Source organism: Microbacterium sp. AC145 (genome assembly GCF_979258505.1).
In genome coordinates, this window is record NZ_OZ409859.1 from 2,334,099 (window position 1) to 2,360,928 (window position 26,830).

At 68.6% G+C, this 26,830-nt stretch carries 24 protein-coding genes and 1 pseudogene; 7 read left to right on the top strand and 18 right to left on the bottom strand.

The genetic code is table 11. The annotated features are described in order from the left end of the window. Nucleotides 1-9 precede the first annotated feature (9 nt). The 4 genes from ACZZZN_RS11320 to ACZZZN_RS11335 are packed head-to-tail and all read right to left on the bottom strand — an operon-like array spanning nucleotide 10 to nucleotide 4,650. Nucleotides 10-1,536: a glycoside hydrolase family 3 protein gene (locus tag ACZZZN_RS11320; RefSeq protein WP_463505244.1), complete on the bottom strand. Its 1,527-nt coding sequence runs from the start codon at nucleotides 1,534-1,536 to the stop codon at nucleotides 10-12. Then, nucleotides 1,533-2,366, bottom strand: coding sequence for a carbohydrate ABC transporter permease (locus tag ACZZZN_RS11325; RefSeq protein WP_463505245.1), 834 nt, complete (start codon nucleotides 2,364-2,366; stop codon nucleotides 1,533-1,535). The genes ACZZZN_RS11320 and ACZZZN_RS11325 overlap by 4 nt, the downstream gene beginning before the upstream one ends. Continuing rightward, entirely contained in the window at nucleotides 2,363-3,343 is a 981-nt protein-coding gene (locus tag ACZZZN_RS11330; RefSeq protein ID WP_463505246.1) for a carbohydrate ABC transporter permease, read from the bottom strand. The genes ACZZZN_RS11325 and ACZZZN_RS11330 overlap by 4 nt, the downstream gene beginning before the upstream one ends. A gap of 14 nt (nucleotides 3,344-3,357) precedes the next feature. Further along, complete coding sequence (locus tag ACZZZN_RS11335; RefSeq protein ID WP_463505247.1) at nucleotides 3,358-4,650, bottom strand: sugar ABC transporter substrate-binding protein; 1,293 nt, start codon at nucleotides 4,648-4,650, stop codon at nucleotides 3,358-3,360. 182 nt (nucleotides 4,651-4,832) lie between these two features. Here ACZZZN_RS11335 and ACZZZN_RS11340 point away from each other — a divergent pair. The 3 genes and pseudogenes from ACZZZN_RS11340 to ACZZZN_RS11350 all read left to right on the top strand — a co-directional run bounded on the left by ACZZZN_RS11340 (nucleotide 4,833) and on the right by ACZZZN_RS11350 (nucleotide 6,861). Further along, nucleotides 4,833-5,692, top strand: a pseudogene (locus ACZZZN_RS11340) (spermidine synthase). A gap of 106 nt (nucleotides 5,693-5,798) precedes the next feature. Next, complete coding sequence (locus tag ACZZZN_RS11345; RefSeq protein ID WP_463505248.1) at nucleotides 5,799-6,326, top strand: hypothetical protein; 528 nt, start codon at nucleotides 5,799-5,801, stop codon at nucleotides 6,324-6,326. 46 nt (nucleotides 6,327-6,372) lie between these two features. Continuing rightward, entirely contained in the window at nucleotides 6,373-6,861 is a 489-nt protein-coding gene (locus tag ACZZZN_RS11350) for a SprT-like domain-containing protein (protein ID WP_463505249.1), read from the top strand. A gap of 5 nt (nucleotides 6,862-6,866) precedes the next feature. Here the strand turns inward: ACZZZN_RS11350 and ACZZZN_RS11355 are convergent, their stop codons facing one another. The 11 genes from ACZZZN_RS11355 to ACZZZN_RS11405 form a co-directional block, all read right to left on the bottom strand. Beyond that, nucleotides 6,867-7,343, bottom strand: coding sequence for a DUF3054 domain-containing protein (locus tag ACZZZN_RS11355; protein ID WP_463505250.1), 477 nt, complete (start codon nucleotides 7,341-7,343; stop codon nucleotides 6,867-6,869). A 76-nt stretch (nucleotides 7,344-7,419) separates the two neighbouring features. Further along, nucleotides 7,420-8,082, bottom strand: coding sequence for a 2-phosphosulfolactate phosphatase (locus ACZZZN_RS11360; RefSeq protein WP_463505251.1), 663 nt, complete (start codon nucleotides 8,080-8,082; stop codon nucleotides 7,420-7,422). Between the two features lie 68 nt (nucleotides 8,083-8,150). Beyond that, complete coding sequence (locus ACZZZN_RS11365) at nucleotides 8,151-9,623, bottom strand: ABC transporter permease (RefSeq protein ID WP_463505252.1); 1,473 nt, start codon at nucleotides 9,621-9,623, stop codon at nucleotides 8,151-8,153. Further along, nucleotides 9,620-10,381, bottom strand: coding sequence for an ABC transporter ATP-binding protein (locus ACZZZN_RS11370; RefSeq protein ID WP_463505253.1), 762 nt, complete (start codon nucleotides 10,379-10,381; stop codon nucleotides 9,620-9,622). Before ACZZZN_RS11370 ends, ACZZZN_RS11365 begins: the two co-directional genes overlap by 4 nt. Nucleotides 10,382-10,475: 94 nt before the next feature. After that, nucleotides 10,476-11,111: a response regulator gene (locus ACZZZN_RS11375; RefSeq protein ID WP_463505254.1), complete on the bottom strand. Its 636-nt coding sequence runs from the start codon at nucleotides 11,109-11,111 to the stop codon at nucleotides 10,476-10,478. Beyond that, nucleotides 11,108-12,283: an ATP-binding protein gene (locus ACZZZN_RS11380; protein WP_463505255.1), complete on the bottom strand. Its 1,176-nt coding sequence runs from the start codon at nucleotides 12,281-12,283 to the stop codon at nucleotides 11,108-11,110. The genes ACZZZN_RS11375 and ACZZZN_RS11380 overlap by 4 nt, the downstream gene beginning before the upstream one ends. A gap of 64 nt (nucleotides 12,284-12,347) precedes the next feature. Then, a complete protein-coding gene (locus ACZZZN_RS11385; RefSeq protein WP_463505256.1) occupies nucleotides 12,348-13,139 on the bottom strand; it encodes a class I SAM-dependent methyltransferase in 792 nt (263 codons plus the stop codon). A 42-nt stretch (nucleotides 13,140-13,181) separates the two neighbouring features. After that, nucleotides 13,182-14,342 carry an AMP-binding protein gene (locus tag ACZZZN_RS11390; protein WP_463505257.1) on the bottom strand — a complete coding sequence of 387 codons (1,161 nt, stop codon included), beginning with the start codon at nucleotides 14,340-14,342 and terminating at the stop codon, nucleotides 13,182-13,184. Between the two features lie 34 nt (nucleotides 14,343-14,376). After that, on the bottom strand, nucleotides 14,377-15,297 hold the full coding sequence (locus ACZZZN_RS11395) for a 1,4-dihydroxy-2-naphthoyl-CoA synthase (protein ID WP_463505258.1): 921 nt from the start codon (nucleotides 15,295-15,297) through the stop codon (nucleotides 14,377-14,379). A 79-nt stretch (nucleotides 15,298-15,376) separates the two neighbouring features. Then, nucleotides 15,377-16,336 (bottom strand): permease prefix domain 1-containing protein, encoded by a 960-nt coding sequence (locus tag ACZZZN_RS11400; protein WP_463505259.1) that lies wholly within the window; start codon nucleotides 16,334-16,336, stop codon nucleotides 15,377-15,379. A 1-nt stretch (nucleotide 16,337) separates the two neighbouring features. Further along, nucleotides 16,338-16,670 carry a PadR family transcriptional regulator gene (locus tag ACZZZN_RS11405; RefSeq protein ID WP_463506589.1) on the bottom strand — a complete coding sequence of 111 codons (333 nt, stop codon included), beginning with the start codon at nucleotides 16,668-16,670 and terminating at the stop codon, nucleotides 16,338-16,340. Between the two features lie 144 nt (nucleotides 16,671-16,814). Between ACZZZN_RS11405 and ACZZZN_RS11410 the strand changes: the two genes are divergently transcribed. After that, nucleotides 16,815-17,792 carry an o-succinylbenzoate synthase gene (locus ACZZZN_RS11410; protein ID WP_463506590.1) on the top strand — a complete coding sequence of 326 codons (978 nt, stop codon included), beginning with the start codon at nucleotides 16,815-16,817 and terminating at the stop codon, nucleotides 17,790-17,792. Between the two features lie 7 nt (nucleotides 17,793-17,799). Here ACZZZN_RS11410 and ACZZZN_RS11415 read toward each other — a convergent pair whose 3' ends face one another. Beyond that, nucleotides 17,800-18,423, bottom strand: a complete 624-nt coding sequence (locus tag ACZZZN_RS11415; protein WP_463505260.1) for a TetR/AcrR family transcriptional regulator — start codon at nucleotides 18,421-18,423, stop codon at nucleotides 17,800-17,802. A gap of 143 nt (nucleotides 18,424-18,566) precedes the next feature. Here ACZZZN_RS11415 and ACZZZN_RS11420 point away from each other — a divergent pair, with 143 nt between their 5' ends. The 3 genes from ACZZZN_RS11420 (at nucleotide 18,567) to ACZZZN_RS11430 (ending at nucleotide 24,001) form a co-directional block, all read left to right on the top strand. After that, nucleotides 18,567-21,371, top strand: a complete 2,805-nt coding sequence (locus ACZZZN_RS11420) for an MMPL family transporter (protein WP_463505261.1) — start codon at nucleotides 18,567-18,569, stop codon at nucleotides 21,369-21,371. Beyond that, nucleotides 21,368-23,332, top strand: a complete 1,965-nt coding sequence (locus ACZZZN_RS11425) for a YhgE/Pip domain-containing protein (protein ID WP_463505262.1) — start codon at nucleotides 21,368-21,370, stop codon at nucleotides 23,330-23,332. Before ACZZZN_RS11420 ends, ACZZZN_RS11425 begins: the two co-directional genes overlap by 4 nt. A gap of 81 nt (nucleotides 23,333-23,413) precedes the next feature. Continuing rightward, nucleotides 23,414-24,001: a 2'-5' RNA ligase family protein gene (locus ACZZZN_RS11430; protein WP_463505263.1), complete on the top strand. Its 588-nt coding sequence runs from the start codon at nucleotides 23,414-23,416 to the stop codon at nucleotides 23,999-24,001. 43 nt (nucleotides 24,002-24,044) lie between these two features. Here the strand turns inward: ACZZZN_RS11430 and ccsB are convergent, their stop codons facing one another. Together ccsB and resB are read right to left on the bottom strand one after the other, a co-directional pair. Next, a complete protein-coding gene (ccsB, locus tag ACZZZN_RS11435; RefSeq protein WP_463505264.1) occupies nucleotides 24,045-25,028 on the bottom strand; it encodes a c-type cytochrome biogenesis protein CcsB in 984 nt (327 codons plus the stop codon). 4 nt (nucleotides 25,029-25,032) lie between these two features. Continuing rightward, entirely contained in the window at nucleotides 25,033-26,814 is a 1,782-nt protein-coding gene (gene resB / locus ACZZZN_RS11440; protein WP_463505265.1) for a cytochrome c biogenesis protein ResB, read from the bottom strand. Between the last annotated feature and the right edge of the window lie 16 nt (nucleotides 26,815-26,830).

The following is a 26,830-nucleotide window of genomic DNA, read 5'->3' on the forward strand; positions in this document are numbered from 1 at the left end:
CATCCTGCCTCAGTCGTCCTCGACCGCATCACCCGGTGACGAACCGCGGCCGCGGGCGTATGCTCCGCTCAGCCGATCCCTGGCGGCCTGCGCGCCGATCCGGCTCGCCGCCCCCACCTCGACGACAGGAAGTGCGAGCGGGCGCTGCGGCGGGAGTCCGACGTTCACGACGACGGCCTCTGGGTCGCGTCGGGCCGCGCTCTCGACGAGCGCGCGCTGCGCGTCGTCGGCATCGGGTCGATCGATCAGGACGACGGTCACCCCCTCGGCGGCGATCACGTCGTCGAGCGCCGCATCCTGCTGCTCCGCCGAACTGCGTGCGACATCGAGTCGCGAGACGTGTCCACCGCCCGCCAGGGTCGAGGCGACGTACGCCGCGGCACTGTCGACGGCGAGCGATGCCCGACGCCGAACATCGAGCACCGCGAGCGCCGATGCCTCGCGCTGCGCACCGCGCACGGCACGGCGCACGATCTCCTCGCCCGGGTAGGCGGCATCCGACGATTCCTCGCCACGCGCGTCCACCGACCTGGCGCGCAGTGTCTGCGACAGCGCAGCGACTCGGCGAGCCGCCTCCTCGACCCGCGCGCGCGGGAGCGACCCGTCGCGCAGCGCCTGGACGATTCCGTCGCGTGCGACGAGGAAGTCGCGCTGGTCCTGATCGGGGAAAGTCTCCCTGCCGGGGTTCGTGGGGTTGCCGATGCACAGCAGATCGGCACCGGCGGCGAGCGCACGAGCTGCTCCGGCCCCGATCCCGACGGTCTCGCGGATCGCGGCCATGTCGAGCGCGTCGGTGACGATGACGCCCTCGAAGCCCCACTCCCTGAGCATCCCGAGGATCCGTGGATTGAGGGTGGCGGGCTCCGCCCCCCACGCAGGTACCACGATGTGCGCCGTCATGATCGTGTCGACTCCGGCAGCGACCGCCGCACGGAACGGCGCGAGGTGCACTCGCTCGAACTCCTCGACGTCGAGCGAGATTTCCGGAAGCGCATGGTGCGAGTCCACGTGAGTGTCGCCGTGGCCGGGAAAGTGCTTCACGCAGGCGGCGACGCCCCCGCGCTGAAGGCCCTCGATCTCGGCGACGACGTGCCGGGACACCACGTGCTCATCGCTGCCGAACGACCGCACCCCGATCACCGGGTTGCGCGGATCGGTGTTCACGTCGGCGACAGGACCGAGCACGACGTTGCCGCCGATCGCACGGACGCGGCGCGCGAGCTCGGCGCCGGTCGCCTCGGTCGCTGCGAGGTCGTCGACCAGACCGAGCTGGGCGGCCCCCGGAAGGGTCGATCCCCCGCCGGACTCGAGACGCGTGACGCTGCCGCCCTCTTCGTCGATGCCGATGAGGGCTGCGGGGTTCGCCTCGAGGATCTGGTCGCTCAGCCCCGACAGCCCCTCGCCGACGTTCTGGCCGAAGTACACGGCACCCGCGAGTCCGTCTCGCAGCGCGTCGAGAAGCCATGCCGGAGCCTCGGTTCCGTAGAACCCCGGCCAGAGCACCCCGTGCGCGAGACGCTCGAGTTCGTCGGTCATCCCTTCACGGCTCCGGCGACCATTCCTGCCGACAGGCGCCGCTGCACGATGACGAAGAAGACCATGACGGGGATCGTGATGATCGTCGACGCGGCCATGATGCTGCCCCAGTCGTTGGAGTGCAGACCGAAGAACGACTTCAGACCGATCGACACCGTGTACTGATCGGTCGCACTGCCGAGGATCGTCATGGCGAAGATGAACTCGTTCCACGCCGTGATGAAGCTGAAGATGCTGGTCGCGACGAGACCGGGCATCACGAGCGGCAGCAGGATCGAGCGGAACATCCGCCACCAGCTGGCACCGTCGATGTAGGCGGCCTCTTCGAGCTCCACGGGAACAGCCGCGACGAAGCCGCGCAGCATCCAGATGCCGAAGGCGAGCGACAGTGCCACGTAGACGACCATGAGCCCCAGGATGCTGTTGAGCAGTCCGAGGCTCTTGACCTGCAGGAAGAGCGGGATGACGAGGGCTTCGAGCGGAACCATCTGCACGACGAGGATCATCATGAGGATCGTGGTGCGGAACTTGAACTTGAAGCGCGCGACCGCGACGGCCGCGAGCAGGCAGACCAGTGCGCTGACCAGCACGGTCACCAGGGCGACGATGGCCGAGTTGCGCAGGTACGTGCCGAAACCGCCGTCCGTGAGCACGAACGCGAAGTTGTCGAGTGTGAATTCCTGGGGCAGCAGCGACTGGCCTCCGCTGGAGGCCTTGGCGTCGAGCGCGCTGGAGACCATCCAGTACACGGGGAACAGCGTGAAGATCAGGACCGCGGCGATCGCGATGCCGGTGCCGACACGCGACATGACAGACGGGCGGGGGTTCACAGCTCGTCCTCCTTCATGAGGGACCGGATGTAGACGATCGTGATGCCGATCAGCACGAGGGTGAGCAGCACGGCGAGCGCGGCGCCGAATCCGTAGCGGTTCTGCCCGAACGACTCGACGTACGACCAGACGCCGAGGTTGAGCACCGATCGGTTGCCGCCACCGCCACCGGGCATGAGATAGACCTGCGCGAAGACTTTGAAGTCCCAGATCGTCGACAGGATGATCACCACGGAGAACACGGGCTTCAGGGTCGGGAAGATGATCTTCCAGAAGCGCATCCAGGCGTTGGCGCCGTCGAGCGCTGCCGCTTCGAGCATCTCCTTCGAGACGCCCAGGAGGCCTGCGAGCACCGTGATCGCGACGAACGGGAAGCCGTGGTGCACGACGTTGAGCAGCACGATCGCGTAGAACGACCACTGATTCGTGAACCAGTTGACCGGATCGTCCATGAGACCGAGATCCTGCAGAACGGTGTTGAAGATGCCTCGGTCGGCATCGAAGATGAAGGTCCAGACGTAGGTGCCGGTGACGGCGGGCATCGCCCAGGCCACCATGATGCAACTGGAGACGATCGTGCGCCAGACGGGGCCGAGCTTCGCGAGCAGCAGAGCGACGAGCGTGCCGACCGTCACCGTGACGAAGACGGCGACGGCGGCGAAGCCGACCGTGTTCGGCAGGACGACCGTCCACAGCGTCGGGTTGGTGAGCGCCTCGACGTAGTTGTCGACGCCGATCCAGTTGCTCTCACCGGTGTTGATCTCGCGCAGACCGTAGTCCTGCAGCGAGTAGATGACGACCTGGATGAGCGGCCAGAGCATGAGCACCGCGAGGATGACCAGGCCCGGGGCGAGGAGGAGCCAGGGACGGGCCGTGATCAGCGAGAGTCCCCGCTTGTTCTGCGGCCGGCCGCCGGCCACGGAGGCGGAGGTGGACTCCGTCTTCGTGGCCGGCAGTGGCGCTTGCACCATCGACATGGAGGGATACAGCCTTACTGGTTGAGAAGGTCGGTCATCTCAGCAGCGGCGTCCTTCGTCGCCGTGGCGACGTCCTTCTGTCCGCTGAGGATCGCCTGGATCATCGAGTTCGTCGTCTTCTTCGCCTGCACGGCACCGAAGTTCGGCGTCACCGGCACGGAGGCACCGCCCTCGACCATCTGCTGCGCGAACGGAGCGACGAGCGGGTCGGTCGAGGCGAGAGCCTCTTCCATCGCGGACTGGACGCCCGGGAAGTAGCCGGTCTCATCTGCCCACTTCTCGGCGAACTCGCCCGTGGTCATGAGCTTGACGAACTCCCACGAGAGCTCGGCGTTCTCGGTGGTGTTGAAGACCGACAGGTGCGATCCACCGAGCACGGACGGAGCGATGCCGCCGTTTTCACCGGGGATCACGGCCGCGCCGATCTTGCCTTCGAGGTCGGGGTTCGCCTCGATGAGCGCCTTGGGCGTCCACGAGCCGGAGAGCATCATGGCGACGTTGCCCTGCGTGAACGAGTCACGGAGGTCGGTCTCCTTCCAGGTCGTCGCTCCGGCGGACGAGAAGCCGTGCTCGGTCGCGAGCCCGGTGTAGAACTCGATCCCGGCCTGCGACTCGTCACTGTCGAGCTCGCTCGTCCAGGTGTCGCCGTCGAGGGTCGCGACCTCGCCGCCGGCGCCCCAGACCCAGGGGTAGACCTGGAACTCGGCGTCGCCCGCGACGGGGAACGGCAGCATGTCGGGCTTGGCCGCCTTGATGGCCTCGCCGGCGGAGACGATGTCGTCCCACGTCTTCGGAGCTTCGAGACCGAGCTCCTCGAACACGTCGGTGCGGTAGACGATCGAGCGGACGCCGGCGTACCAGGGCATGCCGTAGAGCTCGTCCTCGTAGGTGCCGGCGACCTCAAGGCCGTCGACGAGGTCGTCACGGAGCCCGTCCTCGGCATCGACGTACTCGTCAAGCGGCTCGAGTGCTCCTGAATAGGCGAACTCAGCGGTCCAGGTGGTACCCGTTTCAGCGATGTCGGGCGTGGTACCACCGGCGATCGACGTCACGAAGCGATCGTGGGCGTCGGCCCACTGGATCTCCTCGATCTTGACCGTCGCCCCGGTCTCCTCCTCGAACGCCGCGGACACCTCGTCGTAGAACGCGCTCGCGTCGGGGTTGGTGCCCTTCATGATCCAGACGGTGAGCTCCTGGCCCTCTCCGTCTGCAGACCCGCCGTTGTCGGTCGCGCCACCGGCGCAGGCCGCCAGGCCCAGGGTGGCCACGGCGCCGAGCGCCACGACCGGAAGAATGCGCTTATGCATCAGGGATCTCCTCTTTGAACGTCCTGGTGGCTTCGGGAACCCACCCGGTTAGGAAAAAGTATTCATCACTAACTAATTCCCTGCAAGTTATTCCCAGAAACGTCACTTGCCCGTAACATCGGGCTTCGGAGCCCCTATTCCGGCCGTTCCACGAGCGCCTCGGGGCCGCGTAGTCTCGAGGAATGGGACGGACACGCGCTCGCGACACCGAGCATCCGCACGCCCGGCTCGACCACGGCGGCGAGGCCCGCATCACCCCGTCCGAATTCACGAGCGGCTATGAGCTCGTGGTCGACGGCACTCCCCAGTCGCATGTCGACCTCGACGATCCTACTCATCTTCACTTCGAGTACATCGCTCGCATGGGCGCCGTGATCGATCAGCTCCCCTCCGGATCGCTCACCGCCGTGCACCTCGGTGCCGGCGCACTCACGATCCCCCGCTACATCGAGTCGACCCGCCCCGGATCCCGCCAACAGGTGATCGAGCTCGAGGCACCCCTCGCCGCATTGGTGCGTGAACACCTGCCGCTCCCCCGCGGTGCCGCGATCCGACTGCGCATCGGCGACGCCCGCGAAGGCGTCCGCCGCCTGCCCCCGCGATCGCGGGCGCCTGCGACCTGGTCGTGTCGGACGTCTTCTCGGGGGCACAGACGCCGGCTCACCTGACAAGCGTCGAGTTCTACCGCGAGGTCGCCGAGCTGCTGAGCCCCGCTGGTGTGCTGCTCGTCAACGTCGCCGACGGGCCCGGACTCGCCTTCGCCCGCCGGCAGGTCGCGACGGTCGCCGAGGTGCTGCCCGAGATCGGGGTCCTCGCAGACGCCCAGGTTCTGAAGGGACGGCGATTCGGCAATCTCGTGATCGCCGCCTCCGCATCGCCGCTGCCGTCGGAATGGCTCCCCCGGATGCTGGCGGCAGGACCGCATCCGGCCAAGATCGCCCAGGGGGCTGAGGTCGCGGCGTTCGTGCAGGGCGCGCGAGTGGTCACGGATCAGGATGCCGTCGCCTCTCCTCGTCCCGACGCCTCGCTGTTCCTGCGCTGACCCGCTCTCGAATGCGACCCGGATGCGGTCGACCCGGGGCGTGCCGACCCCACAAGCCGGCGCACTCGGGGCAGACTGGTGCAGGGGACGCTGCGGAAGGAGAGCAATGAGTTTCATCCGAGGATACGACCGGGAGAGTCTTCGCGAACTGGTCGATCTCGATGAATGCGCGGCGAGGCTCGAGGAGATCGAGGAACAGCGCAGCCTTCCCGCTCTGCTCGAGCGCGTGTGGTTGCTCAAGGTGCTCGGACGTCTCGACGAAGCTCTCTCGCTGGCCGACACGACGGTGCGCCAGGCGCGCATGGCCGGAACCCGCAGGGACGTGCTGCGCGCACGAGTACTGCACGCCACGGTGCTGCAGTATCGGGGCGCCCACGCCGCTGCGGAGCAGGAGCTCGCGACCTGCGCCTCCGAAGCCGAGGGCCAGCGGTGGCTGTCGATCGCAGCCTTCGCCTACCAGCACCACGGCAAGAACGCCTACGAGGCCGGCGACTACGAGACCGCGCGAGAGAGCTTCAAGCAGTCGTTGTTCCTACGCCGTGAAGCGGGCGCGGCCGACAGCGAACTCGAGACGGTGCTCCTCGCGATCGAGGCCGCCGAACGGCGTCGCCCCGCACCTCTCCCCGTGGGCTGACGCCCCGATGCCGAGCGATGTCGGCGGCATGGCTTAGCCTGATCGCATGGCGGAACTTGACCGGGTGCGGGTCTGGGGCGAAGCACTGATCGCGCTGTACCTCGACGACAGCTGGGCCTTCGGCTTCGATCACGCCAAGCGCCGCGCCGGGCAGTGCGATTACACGAAGAAGCGCATCACCGTGTCGAGGTATCTGGCCGCCCGATTCGACGATGACGAGATCCATCAGGTGCTGCTGCACGAGGTCGCGCACGCGCTCGCGGGGCACGAAGCAGCGCATGGCCCCACCTGGAAGAGAGTGGCGCGCGATCTCGGCTATGTGGGCGGCACCACCCATCATGGCGAGACAGCCGTGGAACTCGCACCCTGGGTGGGCACGTGCCCGTCAGGTCATGTCACGTATCGGCACAGGCGCCCCTCCCGTCCGACGTCGTGTGCGCGGTGCTCACGTGCGTTCGATGCTCGATACCAGTTCGCCTGGGCTCGGCGCGAGATCACTGCCGACGCCAGAACAGCCGCGCAGATGTCGCGCTGAGCGGCTCAGCGTCGGTGGTCTGCCGCGGAGCCGGGCTCGTCGGCTCCGGACTCCCGATCTAGTCCGGCCCCCTGGTCGAGTCCGGCCTCGTCGGTGACGGGCGGATGCCCCGCGGCCGCGCGACCGGCACGACGGCGCCGCATCAGTGCCGCTGCGGCGCGCCAGCCGATCAGCAGTACACCGAGCGTGATCGTCGCCACGATGACGAACGGAAGTTGGGCGGTGTCACCCGAGACGACGCGCAGCAGTATCCCGCCCGCGACCGTCACGACCCAGACGGCCGCACCCCACGCGAGCCCCCACGGGCGACGCGGTCGTCGGGGCAGGAGCGCCGCGACGAGATGGCCCACGACGAGCGCCACGAGGAACGGCCACGCGGTGAGGAGGAAACCCGCGGGATTCTCATCGTGCGACGCGCGACCGATCGCCGCGAAGACGAGAACGAAGACCGCGTCGAGGAGCAGAGCAGGGACGTACCGCATCTCCCGACCCTACGTCGTGGTCGTCGGATCGTGCGGCGAAAGCGCGGCCTGTCCTCGACTGCGCCGCCCACGTCGGCTACTCGAACGCGACGAACACTCCGTCGCGCAAGACGGGCACGGCGTCGACCGCATCGAGCTCGGCGGCAGCGGCCGCCGACGTCGGAGCGATGCCCGCCTCAGCCATCGTGGTCGTGGCAGCCACTCCCTCGGTGATCTCGCGTGCGGACCCGCTGGCGCTCACCATGTGACGCAGGGCTCTGCGAAGCGCCCGAAGGCCCTCGGCGGCGACGGCCGCGTCGGGCGACGTGTGGTCGATGCCGAGGTCGGTGAGCGCGTCGATCACCGCGCCCGCCCCGAGGTGATCCTCCACCGCGAACCGCACCACACCCGCCTCGTCGCGCTCACCCGCCGCGATGACGGCGACGGACGTGCGAGCCTGACGCCGGTTCTGCAGGCCGACGACGGCACGAGCGACGGCGCCGGCGTTGCGAAGACTGCCCAGAAGCACTGTGGGACCTTGCGCTGCCGCTGCCGCTGCCACGGGGGCACCGTTGCGCGACCATGCGACAGCGCCCTCGAGAGTCACCTCGGCACCGGCGGCCACGGCATCGGCCACTGACGAGGAGAATCGCAGGACATCGACCACCACGACGATGTCAGCGGGCGCGAGACGCGCGAGTCCCTCGACGCCCCACTCGAGGCGCACCTGATACGTGGACTGGTCGAACGGCGACGGCATCCGTCCAGCTTATGCCGCAGGAAGGGGTCCCGCCGGTGCATGACGCCGACGGGACCTGCCGCCTCAGGTCAGTCGGCCGCAAGCGCCTCGACGGGAGCCACGCGAGTGGCGAGACGTGTCGGCGCGGCTGCCGCGACCAGTGTCAGCACGACCGTGGCGACGACGATGATCGCGATGGGCAGCCAGGGCACGTGCGGCGCCACGAGACCTGCCGGCTCGAAGTCCGGGAGCGTCGGGGTCGAACCGAGCAGCGACTGGGCAGCGACCCATCCGTACACGAGGCCGAGCGCGAGACCCGTGATCGTCGCGGCGACCGTGATGTGCGTCGCCTCCAGCAGCACCATGCGACGCACCTGCCGGTTGGAGAGTCCGATCGAGCGCAGCAGACCGAGCTCGCGACGACGCTGCACGACGCCGATGGTGAGGAGATTGACCAGGCCCACCGCGGCGATCACCGCAGAGACGGCGACGAGCAGCATCATGATCGCGGCGAAGGCGTCGAATGGCGCGAAGAACTCATCGGGGATCGACCCCTCCGACTGACCGATGAGCATCTGTTTGACCGACTCGAGCGCCACCGCGAACATCGTGACGAGCGTGACCCCCATGACCACACCGATGGCCATGCGCGAGGACCGCTCCGGGTACCGCAGTGCATTCTCGGCAGCCAGTCGGGCCGTCGCACTGGACCCGAACATGCGACCGACCAGACGCAGCACCGGAGGCATGAACAGCACGGCGCCGAGAGCGAGGCCGGTGAACGACAGGAGTCCTCCGAAGAACGCCACGACGACCCCCAGCGGATGCACCAGCCCGAGGACCACGCCTCCGGCGAGCAGCAGCGAGCCTGAGACGAGGAGAACCCAGGCCCCGAGGTGGCGCCCGGGGCGCGACATCTCTTCATGAGTGCGTTCGACGGAGCCTCCGATCGCCTGCAGCGGCGTGACCGCGAGCACCCGCCTCGACCCGACCCATGCCGCAGCCCAGGTCGTCAGCGCGACGCCGATCGCGGGCAGCAGGAGGGAGGGCTGCGCGAGCGAGAATCCGAACGGCTGGTGCTCGATGAGCGTCGATCCGACCTGCACTCCGATCGCCGAGAGCAGAAGACCGGCGAGGACCCCGGTCGCTGCGCCGATGATCCCGACGGCGAGGCCCTGCCGCCCCACCTCGGCACGCTGAGATCGAGCAGTCGCTCCGATCAGGCGCATCAGTGCGATCCTGCGGGTGCGCCCCGCGATGATCGTCGAGAAGGTGTTCGCCGTGACGATCGCCGCGACATACATGGCCACCGCCGTGAGCAGCACCGACAGCAGGGCGACGATGACGGCGAGGGTGTCACTGTCCCCGATGAAGGGATCGGCCTGCAGCACGGCGCCGAGGTATGCCGTGACCTCGACGAGGACCACTCCGAAGGCGGCCGACAGCGCGGCGACCAGGATGCTGGCGCCCATGCCCCGCTCGCGCAGCCAGCCGAGTCGAGGGCCCGTGGATGCCGTCTGCGGCACGACCGTGTCGACGACGGGGGCGAGAACGGCGCTCATGCCGCCACCTCGGCCGCGAGCATGTACGCCGAGATCTCCTCGGCGGTCTGACGCGGGTGGTCGGCGACGAGGCGTCCGTCGCCGAGGAACAGCACCCGATCCGCGTGACTCGCGGCGATCGCATCATGCGTCACCATCGCGATCGACTGCCCGTGTTCGCGGCTCGCGGTTGCGAGCAGCTGCAGCACCTCGCGTCCCGTCGTCGAATCGAGGTTTCCGGTCGGCTCATCGGCGAAAACAAGGTCGGGTGCTGTGGCGAGCGCGCGGGCGATCGCGACCCGCTGCTGCTGGCCGCCCGACAACTGGTGCGGGCGGTGCTGGAGTCGCGCGCCGAGCCCCAGCGTCTCGACGAGACCGTCGATGCGCGCCTTCTCGATGGCGCTCGGTCGCCGCCCGTCGAGCTCGAACGGAAGCATGATGTTGCCCATCGCCGTGAGGGTGGGTACGAGGTTGAAGGCCTGGAAGATGAAGCCCACCCTGCGGCGACGCAGGATCGTCAGGTCGAGATCGCCGAGGCCGGTGATCTCGGTGTCGCCGATCCATGCCCGCCCGGCGGACGGGGTGTCGAGGCCCGCCATGATGTGCATGAGCGTGGACTTTCCCGAGCCGGAGGGGCCCATGATGGCCGTGAACTGTCCACGGCGGATGCCGACGCTGACGTCGTCGAGCGCGCGGACGGTTCCTTCGCCGGCCCCGTAGGTCTTGCTGAGGTGCTGCACGCGGGCTGCGAGCCCGAGGTCGCTGGTCGTGATCTCCATGTCCACGACGCTATTTCGGGATGCCCTCGCGCCGCGTCGCCCGCTGGGCTCATTCGCGTACATCGCAAGGATGATCCGCGCGGACACCCTCGGTTCAGGCGAGACCGTGCTCGAAGGCGAACACGACGAGCTGCACGCGGTCACGCAGCGTGAGCTTCGTGAGGATGCGGCTGATGTGCGTCTTCACCGTCGCCTCACTGAGGTACTCGCGCGCGGCGATCTCGCTGTTCGACAGCCCGCGTGCGGCGAGGGCGAAGATCTCCCGTTCGCGGTCGGTGAGGCTGGAGAACTGCTGAGGAACGGGCTTCGGCGCCTCGGCGAAGTGCTGGAAGAGCTCCCGTGTCGCCGATGCGGCGATCACACTCGACCCGGCGTGCACGGTGCGGATGGCCGCCAGCAGGAACTCCGGGTCGGCGTCCTTGAGCAGGAATCCGCTGGCCCCCTGACGGATCGCCCGAGCGGCGGCCTCATCGAGATCGAAGGTCGTCAGCATCACGATGCGGGGCGGATCGGGTTGCGCGAGGATCTCGGCGGTCGCCGCCAGGCCGTCCATCACGGGCATGCGGATGTCCATCAGCACGACATCCGGGCGAACCGATCGCACGAGCGTCACCGCCTCGCGGCCGTCGCCCGCTTCGCCCACCACATCGAGGTCGGGCTGCGATGCGACGAGCATCCGGATCCCCGCGCGGAAGAGCGCCTGATCGTCGACGAGTACGACCCTGATCATGCTGGTTCTCCGATCGGCAGCGACGCATGGACCACGAACTGCACGCCGTCCCGCTCTGCCTGCAGGCTACCGCCCACGAGCTGGGCGCGCTCTCGCATGCCGATGACCCCGTGTCCGCCACCGCCCGGCGCGCTCCCTGCTCGCACGGTGTTGCGGACGTGCACATCGACCCGATCGGGAAGCCAGGCGAGGTGCACGTCGACGGAGCCGTCGCCGTGCCTGATCGCGTTGGTCAGCGCTTCCTGGAGGATTCGATAGACGGCGAGCTGGATCGCGCCCGGCGGCTCGCCGGGAGGCGTCGGGTCGACCGTGATGCGGGGTTCGATCCCCGCCTGGCGCACCTGGGCGAAGAGTGCCTCGAGGTCGGCGAGCGTCGGCTGGGGCCCGTCTCCCTGCCGGTGCCGCAGCTGCGTGAGCAGCAGACGAACGTCACTCAGGGCGCCACGCGCCGTCTGGGCGATGGTCGTCAGTGCCTCGTCCGCCATCTCCGGCTGCGACGCGGCGGCGTACCGCGCGCCGTCGGCCTGCGCGATCACGACCGCGAGCGAATGCGCCACGATGTCGTGCATGTCACGGGCGATCCGCACACGCTCCTGCTCCTCGGCGGCCAGCGACTCGGCCTGCAGCTGAGCCGCACGAGTGCTCCGCGCGCGGAGCACGACGCGCCACAGCAGTCCGCAGACCCAGGCGAAGCCGAGCGCCAATACCGAGACCACGAGGAGCAGAGTGCCGGTGGTCAGCTGATCCCATCCGCTGGCTCCGGACGCGACGCCGGTGACGACCACCAGATAGACCGCCGACACGAACGCGCCGAGCAGCGCTGACCCGAATCCCCACCACAGCACGGCTCGGGACCCCCAGGCCGCGGTCGCATAGAGCACCAGGAGGATCGCGACGTCGATCGGAAGCGGCCCGAATCCGGAGAGCATCTGCACGACGGCGCCCGCCCATGCTGCGCCGAGCGCGAGTCCGGGAGCGAGTCTGCCGATCGCGACTCCGCCGAACATCAGGATGCCCGCGACGACGACGGAGGCGACAGCTGCACCGTCGATTCCCTCGCCGATCGACCCCGGACCGTAGAACACGACCGAGAACGGCGTGAGGATGACGAAGAGAAGCGCCGCGCCGACGATGTCGAGCACGAGCGCCGTGCGAGAGAGCGGTCGGATCACTCCCCCACGCTACGCGGGACGGCGCGCACCACGCATCCGCCTGCAGATGTATCCGAGTGCGGGATCAGGCCCGCGCGATGATCTCTCCGTGCGGCACGAGGTACCAGCCGTCGCCGTCGTCGGCCCAGCGCTTCCAGGCGTCGCTGATGGACTGCAGATCCTCGGGCGTCGCCATCTCGCTGTCGACCAGCTGTCGCGCGAGCGCGGATTCCAGGATGCGGTCAGCCCACATCCCGCCCCACCAGGCGCGATCCTCGGGCGTCGCATACGTCCAGTTGGAGGTGGTCGCCGTGATGTCCTCGAACCCCGCGGCCCGAGCCCACGCCAGCAGGCGCCGACCTGCGTCGGGCTCACCGCCGTTCGCCCGCGCAGCCCGACGGTAGAGGTCGAGCCACCGATCGAGCTCCGGCAGCACGGGGAACCAGATGAATCCGGCGTAGTCCGCGTCTCGGACGGCGACCACGCCCCCTGGCGCTGCCACACGGCGCATCTCCCGAAGCGCCTGCACGGGATCGGCGACGTGCTGCAGCACCTGGTGGGCGTGCACGACCTCGAAGCTGTCGTCGGCGAAGCTCAGGGCGTGCACGTCTTCGACCGAGAAGTCGAGGTTCTCCAGACCTGCGTTCGCGGCGCGATCCCGTGAGAGCGACAGCGCCGTCTCGTCGATCTCGGTGGCTGTGACGTGGGCGACGTGACGGGCGAAGTCGACCGTGATGCTGCCGGGGCCCGCGCCGACGTCGAGAAGCCTCGCCCCGGCGGTGAGGTGCGGGCGCAGGTACTCCGCCGAGTTCGCGATGTCACGACTGCTGTGCGATCGGAGGACAGTCTCGTGGTGCCCGTGCGTGTAGATGGCCATGCCCCAGTCTGGCACAGTGTCGGGCTCGGGCCTTCCGCCCGCTCAACGCACGTCGGCGACTGCCCGGCGGATCGCCTCGCGGTCGGGCTTGCCCGAAACGAGGACGTCGAGCGCGTCGACCAGAATCAGACGTGCAGGTCGCGCATGCTTGCCGAGTTCGCCCTCGACGATCTCCCTGGCATGCGCGAGCTGTTCGGCCTCGGTGCGACGCAGCGCCTCGCCCCGAGCGGCGACGATCACGGATGCTTCGCCCCATCGCTCGTCCGCCACGCCCACCACGACCGCGCCCGTGAGCCCCGGAACACGGCGCACCAGGCGTTCGACGCGGTCGAGGGAGATGTTGATCCCCCCGGAGACGATCACGTTGTCGGCCCGCCCGTGCACGCGAACCGCCCCGTCTTCCACGAGCCCGAGATCACCGGTGTGATACCAGCGGATGCCGTGCTCATCACGCGAGAAGTTCTTCGCCGTGAGTTCGCCGTCGCCCAGATAGCCGTCGGCGAGCATCGGACCCGCGAGGCGCAGCTCGCCGTTGACCGTGCGGACGGCGACGGTGTCCAGCGGTATGCCGTCGTAGACGCATCCACCGCTGGTCTCGGTCGAGCCGTAGGTGCGCACCAGGCGCACGCCGAGGTCTGAAGCCCGCTCGCGCAGCGGCTCCGGCAGGGCCTGCCCTCCGACGAGGATCGCGCGGTACGCCTGCAGCGCGGCCCGCACCGGTGCGTCGTCGGCGGCGTCGAGCAGCGTCGACAGCTGCGCGGGCACGAGCGAGGTGTACAGCTCGGGGATCGCGCCGGACCCGCCCGCCGAGGGGCGGAGCATCGAGAAGGTCGACTCGGCGAACGACACCGGCGAGAACCGTCCGCTCACCGCCACCGGGTGCGTGCCCGCGATCAGCGAGCGCACGATGACCTGCAGCCCGGCGACGTAGCCGGCGGGAAGGGCGAGCAGCCATCGGCCGCCACCGATCCTCGCGGCTGTCGCATCGGCGCTCGCCCGCAGCGCCTCGCCGCTCAGGGCGACGCGCTTGGGGACGCCGCTCGACCCCGAGGTCGCGATGACGACAGCGGTGCCGTCGGGCACGTGCCTGGGTGCATCGCCGAGCATGCCGAACCCGAGCGCCGGACCGCCGTCGAGAGCATGTGCGAGTGCGTCGCGGAGCTCAGCCGGATCCTCGGCATCCGTCGACCTCAGTGCGACCATGTGCGTCTCGATCCACTCGATGCTGTCAGGGAGATCAGTAGTGCCAGGGGAAGGACGACCAGTCCGCGTCGCGCTTCTCGAGGAACGAGTCGCGCCCCTCGACGGCCTCATCGGTGCCGTAGGCGAGCCGTGTGGCCTCCCCCGCGAACACCTGCTGGCCGACGAGTCCGTCGTCCACCGCGTTGAAGGCGAACTTCAGCATCCGGATCGCGGTGGGCGACTTGGTGAGCACGGTGCGCGCCATCGTGAGGGCTTCTCGCTCGAGCTCGGCGTGCGGCACCACACGGTTCACAGCACCGGCCTCGTACGCGCGCTGCGCCGAGTACTCCTCGGCGAGGAAGAAGACCTCGCGCGCGAACTTCTGCCCCGTCTGGCGCGCCATGTAGGCGGAGCCGTATCCGGCATCGAAGCTGCCGACGTCGGCGTCGGTCTGCTTGAACCGTGCTTCCTCCGCCGAAGCGATCGTGAGATCGCAGACGACGTGCAGCGAGTGCCCGCCGCCCGCCGCCCATCCGGGAACGACCGCGATGACGACCTTCGGCATGAAGCGGATGAGCCGCTGCACCTCGAGGATGTGCAGGCGTCCCACTGCGGGCTGCTCCGACGCACCCTGGGTTGCTGAGCCTGTCGAAGCATATTTGTAGCCGTCGCGGCCTCGGATGCGCTGATCGCCGCCGGAGCAGAACGCCCAGCCGCCGTCCTTCGGGCTCGGCCCGTTGCCCGTCAGCAGCACCGCCCCGATGCGCGGGTTCTGCCGCGCATCGTCGAGCGCACGGTACAGCTCGTCGACGGTGTGCGGGCGGAAGGCGTTGCGAACCTCGGGACGGTTGAACGCGATGCGCGCGACTCCGCCGTCGGTGCTCACGTGGGCGGTGATGTCGGTGTAGTCCTCGGCACCGGGCGCGAGCACCCATTCGTCCGGGTCGAACAGGTCTGAGACGAATGCGCTGGTCACAGCATCCAGCCTATTCCCGCCCGGGTTGCACACGCAGACGGCGTCGCCTCGAGGAGGCGACGCCGTCTGGATGCTGCGTTCAGCTGCGGCGAGCGCGTGCCGTCTTGATCCATCCGTCGATGATGTCCCAGAGTGGGAAGGCCACGAGCGCGAAACCGGTGATGGTGGTCAGAACGCGCATGGTCTCATCCGTCACCCCGTTGTCGGTGAAGACGAAACTGAGGAACTCCGGGTTGATCAGCTCTCCTTGCACGAGCAGCGTGAGCGACCAGACGGCGAACACGACCGCGAGCGCGGTGTTGACCACTGCGGCGCCGATCGTCCAGCGTCGCTGGGCGTAGACGACGACCGCGAGCAGCGCCTCGGCAGCGATCAGGGCGAGGAAGAAGGCGATGCCCCACGGCCACAGCCCCGGGTTCAGGAGCGCGATCGGTGCACCGCCTGTCGGGAAGAAACCGATGAAGGCATCCCAGAACACCGCGCCCACACCGAGCAGGAGGAAGACGATCGAGGCGATCGCATCCGCACGGCCCGCGCCGTTCTGCGTCGGCTCGGGCAGTTGGTCGACGTTCCACTTCACGCCGGTGTCCGTGCCGGCGCGCTCGAGGATGAAGAAGACCAGCGTCACCCAGAATCCGACGTGCACGATGGATCCGAGTGCGGCGACCACTGCCGTGCCGATGATCTCGCCGGTCGGCGCGCCGTCAATGAGCTGTCCGAGAACGACACCACCGAAGGCGCAGATCGGCACGATGATGAGCAGGAGCTTCAGCAGTCGCCACCACGCCAGGTAGTACTTCGGTCCGATCAGGTGCAGCGGGCGGTCGGCGTACCCCGCGGCGAGGATGCCGGGGTCGCCGAGTTCGGTGAGGACGGCGCGTTCGGCCGCAGACGGCGTCTCCCCCTGTTCGAGCCGTGCCTCGATCGCGTCGGCGATGGAGGCTTCGAGCTCCGCGCGGACGTCGTCCTGCACCGCGGGGTCGAGGCTGCGGATGGTGGCGCTGATGTAGCGCTCGGTGAGCGTCGCTGTCGTGGTCATGTCAGATCTCCTCAGCTGTGAGGGTGGCGATCGCCGTCGTGAGCGATCGCCATTCTTCGGTCAGAGTGTCGGCGAGCCGGATGCCGGCCTCCGAGGTGCGGTAGAACTTGCGAGGCCGGGCCTCGTCGGTGTTCCACTCGCTCGTGAGGTACTCCTGCTTCTCGAGCCTGCGAAGCAGCGGGTACAGCGTGTTCGCATCGGTGGCGAAGCCGCGGCGCTCGAGGTCTTCGAGCAGCCCGTAGCCGTACCCCGCGGTGCGCAGCAGCTGCAGGCAGGCCAGCACCACCGTGCCGCGGCGCAGTTCCTGCAGATGCGTGTCGAGGGTTTCGTTCATGTCCATCACATTACTGTGCGTCACACACCATTGTCAATCACACATTTATGTGACGGGCAGGAATCGGGTGCCGGCATGCGCGGAGATGCTGCCCCGAGCGGCACGGCGGATGCCGCAGCGCTCTCGACACAGCAGAATGAGCACATGTTCCCACCGCTCGCAGATCTGCTCGGCTCGGCCAGGGTCGTCTCGCTTCCCATGCACACGCGTTTCCGCGGCGTCGACACCCGCGAGGCACTGCTCTTCGAAGGCCCAGAGGGATGGGCGGAGTTCTCGCCGTTCGTCGAGTACGAGGATGCCGAGGCGTCGACGTGGCTCGCCGCGGCGATCGATTTCGCCTGGCGCGTGCAGCCCGAGCCGTTGCGCGACCGCATCGGAGTGAACGCCACCGTTCCGGCGATCGACGCCGCGCAGGTCGCCGAGGTACTGGCGCGATTCGCCGGATGCCGCACCGCGAAGGTCAAGGTCGCGGAGCCCGGTCAGACGCTGGCGGATGACGTCGCCCGCGTACGTGCTGTGCGCGAGGCGATGGGGCCCGAGGGGCGCATCCGTGTCGATGCCAACGGCATGTGGAACGTCGATGAGGCCGAGCATGCCGTGCATGCTCTCAACGAATTCGACCTCGAGTACGTCGAGCAGCCCTGCGCGACCGTTCCCGAACTCGCCGAGCTGCGCGCTCGTGTGAAGTACATGGGCATCCCGGTCGCCGCCGACGAGAGCATCCGCAAGTCGTCCGACCCGCTCGCGGTCGCCCGCGAGAAGGCCGCTGACCTGCTGGTGATCAAGGCGCAGCCGCTCGGCGGCATCACCCATGCGCTGCAGATCGTCACCGCCGCCGGGCTTCCGGTAGTCGTCTCCAGTGCACTCGACACCGCGATCGGCCTGTCCCAGGGTGCGGCGCTCGCCGCCGCCCTTCCGACACTCGACTACGACTGCGGGCTCGGCACCTCATCGCTGTTCCTCGACGATGTCGCCGACCTTCGCCCGGTCGACGGCTCGATCACAGCAGCGAGAGTGACCCCGGATGCGGCGGCGCTCACCCGTCTCGCCGCCGCGGACGACCGTCGCGACTGGTGGCTCGAGCGGCTCAAGCGGTGCTACGCCGTGCTCGACGCGCGCTGACCGACGCTCACTCGGCGAGCAGCAGCTGCACGAGCCGTCCGAGTTCCTCGCCGCCGGAGTGACGCAGCTGGTCGGAGTCCTGACCGGCCATCGCTCCGCGAACCGTCACCCCCTCCCAGATGATCATGAGCATGCGGGCCGCTTCGTCGGCCGGGATCTTCAACTCGAGTGAGCTCACCGAGACGATGTCCGTGATGATGACGGCGATGCTCGACACCATCTCGCGCTCCTGCACGAGGTAGGCGGCACCGAACTGCGCGTCTCGCAGTGCACGGATACGGATCTCGCTCATGAGCATCACACCGAGGCGGTCGTCGCCTCCCGCGTCCATGATCTGCTGCACCAGGTCCACGGGGTCGCACCCGGCTTCGAGTCCGCCCTCTGCGGCGATCTCATCGACTCGATCGCGTACCGCATTCACCCGCTGCTCGGCCACGCTTCCGGCGAGCATCAGGAACAGCTCGTCCTTGGATTCGAAGTTCGAATAGAACGCGCCTCGCGTGAATCCGGCGCGGTCGCAGACCGCCTCGACGGATGCTCCGTCCAGGCCCACTTCTGCGAAGACCTGGGCTGCGGCATCCAGAAGCCTGGCTCGCGTGTTCTCGCGACTACGGGTAGCGGATGTCGTCATCGATTCATCTTCCCACTGGGTTCCTGAGCCTGTCGAAGGATCTCACACCCCGCACACAGACTCCAGGGCTCGGATCACCTTACGATACATCTATGTATTGGATACACATGTGTATCTAATCCCGCATCCCCCTGAGGAGACTCGTGTCCACACTCCTGTCCTCGCTCGGCCGCTGGTCCTACCGGCATCCGTGGCGCGTCCTCGTCTCGTGGCTCCTCGCCCTCGGCATCGCCGGAGCCGGTGCGCTCGTGCTCGGCGCGGGAACGGACAACTCCTTCTCGATCCCCGGCACCGAGTCGCAGGCGGGTCTCGAGCAGCTCAACCGCTCGTTCCCCGCAGTCAGCGGGACGAGCGCGCAGATCATCGTGGTCGCCGCCGACGGAGACTCCATCACCGACGACGCGTACCGGGGTGACATCGAGGATGCGGTCGACGAGCTCGCCGACCTCGACGACTCGGTGCTCTCGGCGACCTCTCCGTACGACGAGATGGTCAGCGGCATGATCAACGACGACGAGACGGCGGGCATCATCCGCCTGCAGTTCGACGGTCAGGCCACCGACGTCTCGGAGCAGACGGAGAACGACCTCAGGTCAGTGGTGTCCGACCTCGCCGCCGATCTCCCCGACGGATCGCAGACCTCGCTCGGGGGCGAGCTGTTCGCCACCTCGATCCCCGGCGTGACGCTCACCGAAGCGGTCGGTCTGCTCATCGCGCTGCTCGTGCTGATCGTCACGTTCCGCTCGTTCGTGGTCGCGGGCCTCCCACTGCTCACCGCGGTTCTCGGTGTGGGCATCTCGATGGCCGGAATCTTCGCCGCGACCGCATTCGCCACGGTCTCCTCGACCACTCCCCTCCTCGCACTCATGCTCGGGCTCGCCGTCGGCATCGACTACGCACTGTTCATCATGGCTCGACACCAGGACCAGGTCCGCGAGGGCGTGGACCCCGAGGAGTCGACCGCTCGCGCCGTGGGCACCGCCGGGTCTGCGGTGGTGTTCGCCGGGGTGACGGTGCTGATCGCGCTCATCGGACTCGGCTTTGCGGGCATCCCGTTCCTCACGACCATGGGCATCGCGGCGTCGGCCGCCGTCGCCGTCGCCGTCGCGATCGCGGTGACGCTGACGCCCGCACTGCTCGGCTTCATGAAGGGCCGGATCGTGGGCCGCCCCCGTAAGGCGCCGAAGGCGAAGAAGGGTGCCCCCGCACCCGCTCCTCGACGCGCGTTCAGCGACCGCTGGGTCGCGGGCGTCACCCGGCGTCCGATCCTCGTGTCGCTGGCCGTGGTGCTCGGACTCGGCATCGTCGCCGTTCCCGCGCTGAGCCTGAATCTCGCGTTGCCGAACGCAGGTGTGCTGCCGAAGGACAGCGAGGCGCGGCAGAGCTACGACCTCGTGGCCGAGGAGTTCGGCGCCGGGTTCAACGGACCGCTGATCCTGACCGGCACGATCGTCACCTCGACCGATCCCCTGACTCTGATGGAAGATCTCGGCGACGAGGTCGCGAAGATCGACGGGGTCAAGGAGGTCGCCCTCGCGACCCCGAACGAGACCGCCGACACCGGCATCGTGCAGATCATCCCCGAGACGGCACCCGACGATCCGGCCACCGCCGACCTCGTGCGGGAACTGCGTGCGCACCACGACGAGTGGCTCGACGAATTCGGAATCGATCTGAAGGTCACCGGCTTCACCGCTGTCGGCATCGACATCTCCGACCAGCTGGGCAACGCCCTGCTGCCGTTCGGCGTCTTCGTGATCGGCCTCTCCCTGATCCTCCTGACCATCGTGTTCCGCTCCCTCTGGGTGCCGATCACCGCGGCTGCGGGATATCTGCTGTCGATCGTGGCCGCGTTCGGCATCGTCGGCGCCGTGTTCGAGTGGGGCTGGTTCGCCGATGCCCTGCACGTCGCGAAGGTGGGTCCCATCATCAGCTTCATGCCGATCATCCTGATGGGCGTGCTGTTCGGACTCGCGATGGACTATCAGGTGTTCCTGGTGTCGCGCATGCGCGAGGACTTCGTGCACGATCCGGAGGGCAAGAGCCCCGATCGAGCCACTCGACGGGCAGCCGCGCTGCGCGCAGTGCGAAGCGGCTTCACCGGGTCGGCCAAGGTCGTCACCGCCGCCGGGCTCATCATGTTCGCCGTGTTCGTCGCGTTCGTGCCCGAGGGCGATTCGTCACTCAAGCCCATCGCACTCGGACTCGCCGCCGGAATCGCGATCGACGCGTTCCTGGTGCGGATGACATTGATCCCTGCACTCATGGCGATCCTCGGCGAGCGCGCGTGGGAGATCCCGGCGTGGCTCGAGCGGATCCTCCCGAGCGTCGACATCGAGGGCGAGGCGGTCGAGCGCGAGCGTCACCTGGCCGAATGGCCGGGAGACGATTCGGTGGTCGCCGCCGACGATCTTCCTCTCGCCGGCGCCGACATCGAGGGACTCCACCTGCGGGTGGGCCCGGGGTCGGCCGCCGTTCTGACCGGTTCGTCTGCGGGAGCGCTCCGCGCGCTGGCGCTCACGATCGCAGGACGTGTGACTCCCGAAGGCGGGCGCCTGCGGGTCGCGGGCCACCTGCTGCCCGGTCGCGCGGCATGGGTGCGGGCGCACGTCGGCGCCGTCGTGGTCGCAGACGCCGGTACCCTCTCGGCAGACCTGTCGGAGGCACTTCGAGGCACGCCCGCTCTGGTCGTGATCGACGGCGTCGACCGGCTCTCCCGTTCCGAGCGCGACCAGCTGGCCGCGCGCCTGCGCGACGCGAACGCGACGACAGCGGTGCTGATGACCTCTCTCTCCCCCGAGGTCGCCCTCGAGGCCCTGGCGGACGCGGGTCGTGCCGCTGCCGACGTGATCGACGTCGACGCACCCGCGGTCGCGCACGACCACCCCCTCTCCACCGCGTCGCACGGCGCAGACGAAACCTCCGAATCGACCGAGGTGAAAGCATGACCCTCCCCATCGAGCGCGCCCGCTCGCGCAAACCGATCACGTGGCTGACGATCCTCGGCGTCCTGCTGCTGCCCGCAGCCGTCGGCGGCATCCTGGTCGCGGCTCTGCAGAATCCGACGGAGCGACTGGATTCGATGACGGCGGCGATCGTCAATCTCGACGAGCCCGTCGAGATCGACGGCCAGCTCACCCCGCTCGGGCGTCAGCTCGCGTCGGGACTCGTCGAGGGATCGGATGAGCTGGACTCCAATCTGACCTGGGTCATCTCGAACGAGGACGACGCGAAGGACGGTCTCGCCGACGGCTCGTACCAGGCCGTCATCACCATCCCCGAGGAGTTCTCCGCGGCAGCGACATCGGCCGGCCAGGCGATCGCCGACGGCGGTGGCGACGCCGAGCAGGCGACGATCGAAGTGACGACTCCTGACGACGGACTCGTCGCCGACGACCTCATCACGAGCCAGATCGCGACCGTCGCGGCATCGAGCCTCGGCACCATGCTGTCGGAGGCCACCACGGAGAACATCCTGGTCGGATTCACGACCATCGGCGATCAGATCGGCGAGGCGGCAGACGGGGCCTCGCAGCTCGCCACCGGCGCGCGGGATGCTGCGACAGGTGCTGCGGCGATTCCCGACGGCGCCACGCAGCTCGCCTCGGGAGCAGCAGATCTCGGAACGGGGGCGTCGTCTCTCGCCGACGGACTCGACACCCTGACCTCGAAGACGCGTGAGGCTGCTGCGGGTGCGTCGCAGATCGGTCTGGGGCTCACGAACGGCGCCACCGAACTGCAGAACAACGCCGACAGCATGACGCAGCTCGTCGGTGCGATCCAGACCGGTACGGGCGCTGCCACCGACGCAGCCTCGCAGACCGCTGCACTGGCGCAGACCCTGGGCGCAATGGCAGCCACCTGCGATCCCGCCACCTCCGGTGAACTGTGCGCCCAGCTCGCGGCCGCGGCCGGCGACGCCGTGACAGCTGCCACCTCGGCGGGCACGGCCTCGGGCTACCTGACGAACGTCGCCCCGGGCGTCGCGGGTCTGCCCGGCGCCTTCAGCACGCTGTCGACGCAACTGAACGAGGCCGGCGCGGGCGCGACGACGCTCGCCGACGGCCTCAACCAGCTCGCGACCGACGGACTCGTCGCCTCCGCATCGGGGGCTCGGTCGCTCGCATCCGGTGCCGGGCAGCTCTCCGACGGCGCCACCCAGCTCGCATCGGGCGCGACGGAGCTCGTCACGGGCCTCGACACCCTCGCCACGGGGACGAACGACCTCGCCGGCGGCCTGGCGACGGCATCCGAATCGCTCCCCTCGTTCAGCGACGCGGAGTCGACGTCTCTCGCGTCGGTCATCGCCGATCCGGTGGCCTCGAAGGGCGCCGACGCCACCACGATCTTCGGTCCGACCGCGATCCCCCTGCTCACGGCCGTCGTCCTTTGGTTCGGCGCGCTCGCCTCGTTCCTCGTGATGAGGGCCCACACTGCCCGTGCGCTGACCTCTCGACGCTCGTCGGCAGGGCTCGCGCTTCGAGCCCTGCTCCCCGCTGCAGTCATCGGCGCCGCCCAGGGGCTGCTGGTCTCTCTCATCGTGCAGTTCGTCGCGAAGTACGACGCGGGTGCATGGTGGGCCTTCGCCGGTACCGCCGTTCTCGCAGGAATCGCATTCGCCGCCGTGAATCAGGCTCTCGTGGCGGTGTTCGGCGGAGTCGGGCGATGGGTCAGCGCGCTCGTGGGTGTGCTGGCGGTCGCCACCGGGCTCATCTCGACGGTGCCGGGATGGCTCGCCGATCTCGGCGCTGCGCTGCCGACGGCTCCCGCATTCGCGGGACTGATCGCGCCCGACGGTGCCGCTGTCGCGGGTCTCGTCGTGTGGGGCGTGCTCTCGCTCGTCGCGACGACCGTGGCCGTGGTCCTCCGGCGCACGACCTCCGCCAAGACGGCTCTCGCCATGGCCTGACCGGCTCCCCGACACTCCCGCCGCGCCCCGGTATATCCGCCAGATCCGCGCGGCACGGCGGGAGGCCCGTAGTGTCGAGACATGCGTCGCCCTTTCATGGACACCCCCGACCAGCTCGCCTCACTCGAGGGACAGCAGTTCCTCGTGCTGCGCCCGACCACCACGGTCGCCGATGTCTTCCGCTCGGAGCAGGCCGCCGCCTTGGGCCGCGCGGACGTTCCGCACCCTCGATCCGGCTACGTCACGCTGCGCGGTTTCGCGGAACCCGATCGCCGTGAGCAGCTGAGCACGATGCTGCACGAGTGGGCTGCCGGACAGCATCCGGTCGATGTGGTCGCCGAGGCGGTCGATGCGTTCCCCGCGCCTCTGCAGATCGTGATGGTCCGCCTCACCCGCACCGCATCCCTCACTTCGACGTATTCGAGCCTGAGCGCCGCGCTGGCGACCACCGACTTCCAGCGACCGGACGAGCGCCCCGTCGAGGCGTCGACGTTCCACATCCCACTGATCCACGCGAAGGACCTCGCCCCGGCGGTGTGGACCGAACTCGCGCACAAGTCGCGGCGTTCACTCGGCTCACGTCCGTCGGAGCGGATCTCTCAGGTGGAGTTCGTCTGGTACGAGGACGGTACCGAGCACGCCGAGGTCATCCACTTCGGCGGTCGCTGAGAGCCGCACCGACCTGTTCGATCGGGAAGCCGAGCAGCCCGGGTCAGCTGAGACCCGAGTAGGCGTGCAACCCCTTGAAGAAGACGTTCACGATCGTGAAGTTGAAGATCACGGCCGAGAAGCCGACGATCGCCAGCCATGCCGAGCGGTTGCCGCGCCACCCGCGCGTCGCGCGGGCGTGGATGTAGCCGGCGTAGAGCACCCAGATCACGAACGTCCAGGTCTCCTTCACGTCGAAGCCCCAGAAGCGGCTCCATGCGTAGTAGGCCCAGATCGACCCTGCGATGAGGGTGAAGGTCCACAGGATGAAGCCGATGATCGTGAACCGGTATGCCATGCTCTCGAGCCGCTCGGAGCCGGGGAACGTCCTCAGGAATCCGGGGCCGGTCTTCTCGGCGCCCTCTGAGACCAGCCGCTCGCGGCGCGACTGCATGAGCTGGATGACGGAGAGCGCGAACGCCAGCGCGAAGAAGGCCGTGCCGAGTGACGCCACGAAGACGTGGATCACGAGCCACACACTCTTCAGCGGATCCATCAGCGGGGAGACATCGACGTAGAAGTTGGTCGCCGCGAGGCCCAGAAGCACCACGACGAGGCCGGTGATGAATGTGCCGAGGAAGCGAAGATCGATGCGAGTCAGCACGACCAGGAAGACCGCCACGATGAGCAGCGTGCCCGTCATCGCGAACTCGTAGAGATTGGCCCACGGCACACGCCCGGCGGCGAAGCCTCGGGTCACCGTCGCGCCGAGGTGGAACAGGAAGGCGAGGATCGTCAGCGACGTTCCGATGCGGGCCATCACGAATCGCTGCGGGGCCTCAGCGCTGCCGGATGCCGCGGCGGCACCATTCGAGCTCTTCGCGCCCTTCGATCCTGCGCCGACGAGTTCGAATTCGCGCACGCTCGCCGCATCGGTCGACAACTGCGACCGGCGAGCGAGGTCGAAGGCGTAGGCCACGAAGGCCGCCGCGTAGATCGCGATCGCCGTCCACAGCAGGACGGGCGAGATCACTTCGAGATCGAGCATGGTGTCAGTCTACTTTCGGGGTGTCGGATGCGGGTCGCCCGGTCTCGGTCTCTGCGGCCGGCTCTGGTTGCGCCGTGGGCTCCGGTGCGGTGTCGATGATGTCCGGGGTCTCGACGGCGTTCGTGACTCCGGCCGCGTCGAGCAGACGCGCATGACCCGCGACGAGATCGTCGACGGCTGCAGCAAGCGTCGGATCCTCCCCGCGGGCGAGACCGGCGTACTCGAACGCGACGATGCCGTCGCCGGCGCTCGCCTTGATCCAGACGCGTCGGCGCGGCACGAACAGCGCGAGCATCAGACCTCCCAGCGCGAGCAGAGCGAATCCGAGCACCCAGACTCCCGACTCGTCGCGGTGGATCTGCAGCGAGGCGAACCGCTTCACCGACTCGGAGAGATCGGTGGCACCCGCCGGAGACTCATCCTCGAAGGTCACGGTCCCGAGGCCGTTCGGCAGGTCGGCGGTCTGCCCCGGAGTGAGCTCGATCGACTCGAGGTCGGTCGTGCGACCTGTCACCTTCGTCATTCCGGTGGTGTCCAGCACGTACACCGATCGGGGGACTCCCTCGTTGATTCCGAGGTCGCCTGTGTAGACGTCGAGGGTGAGAGTCGGGTTGGTGAGGTCTCCGTATGCCGAGAAGAACGCCCCGGTGTCGAGCACTCCGGTCGTCGGATAGAAGAAGCCGACCAGACCCACCTGCTCAGCGAGCCCGTCGGGGACCTTGAGCACCCCGAGCGAGGTCATGTTGTTGTCCTGCGGAAGGAACGGCGTGCTGTTCGTGAACACCACGTCGCCGGCGGGATCGCGCACGGTGATCGTCGGCGCGTACCCGTTGCCGAGCAGGAACACATCGTCGTCGGCGACCGCGAGCGGCTCGTTGACCTTGACAGCGCCGGTGCGCTCTTCGCCGTTCTCCTGCACCGTGACGTTCGCCGAGAAGTCGCCTGCCTGGCCGGATCCCGGCTCACCGAACGGCTGGTAGGTGACGTCGAAGCTGTCGAGGCGCATCGAGTACGGCGCGAGCGCGTCGTCGGCCACGAAGCGACCGCGGTTCATCGAGTCGTAGTCGAGCAGCGTGTTGGCGAAGGTCTCCCCTTCGACCAGCACTCGCTGGCCCGTGTAGGCGAAACCGCCGCCTACACCGATCGTGATCAGCACGCCCACGAGGGCGAGGTGGAACAGAAGGTTGCCGGTCTCGCGCCAGTATCCGCGCTCGGCGGATGCCGAATACGTGCGACCCGAGTCGTAGCGCTCGACGCGGTAGCCGAGCGCCTTGAGCTGCTTCGCGGCGATGTCGACGGATGCCGCAGCATCCGCCTTCGCGTCGGCGGACGACCTGTCGACCGCGCGGTAGTCGGCGAGCCTCTTGAGGCGAGCGGGCGTGCGCGGGGGACGAGCACGGAGCGCCTTGGCGTGGTGCTTGATGCGGGGGATCACGCAGCCGACGAGAGAGGCGAACAGCAGCAGGTAGATCGCCGAGAACCACGGCGACAGGTAGACGTCGAACAGCTTCAGGCCGTCGAGGATCGGGAAGAGATCGGGGTTGTCGCGCTCCCACTGCGTGACGCCGTTGGGGTCGGCCATCCGCTGCGGGAAGATCGAGCCGGGGATCGCCGCGATCGCGAGCACGAGCAGCAGGATGAGCGCGGTGCGCATCGAGGTCAGCTGACGCCAGCCCCAGCGCAGCCAGCCCACGAAGCCGAGGCGGGGCTGGGTGATCGACTCTTCGCCGTCGACGTGGTCTGACGGTCGGAGCGGATCGCTCGACCTGTCGGTAGTGCTGCTCACGTCATCCTTCCGATGC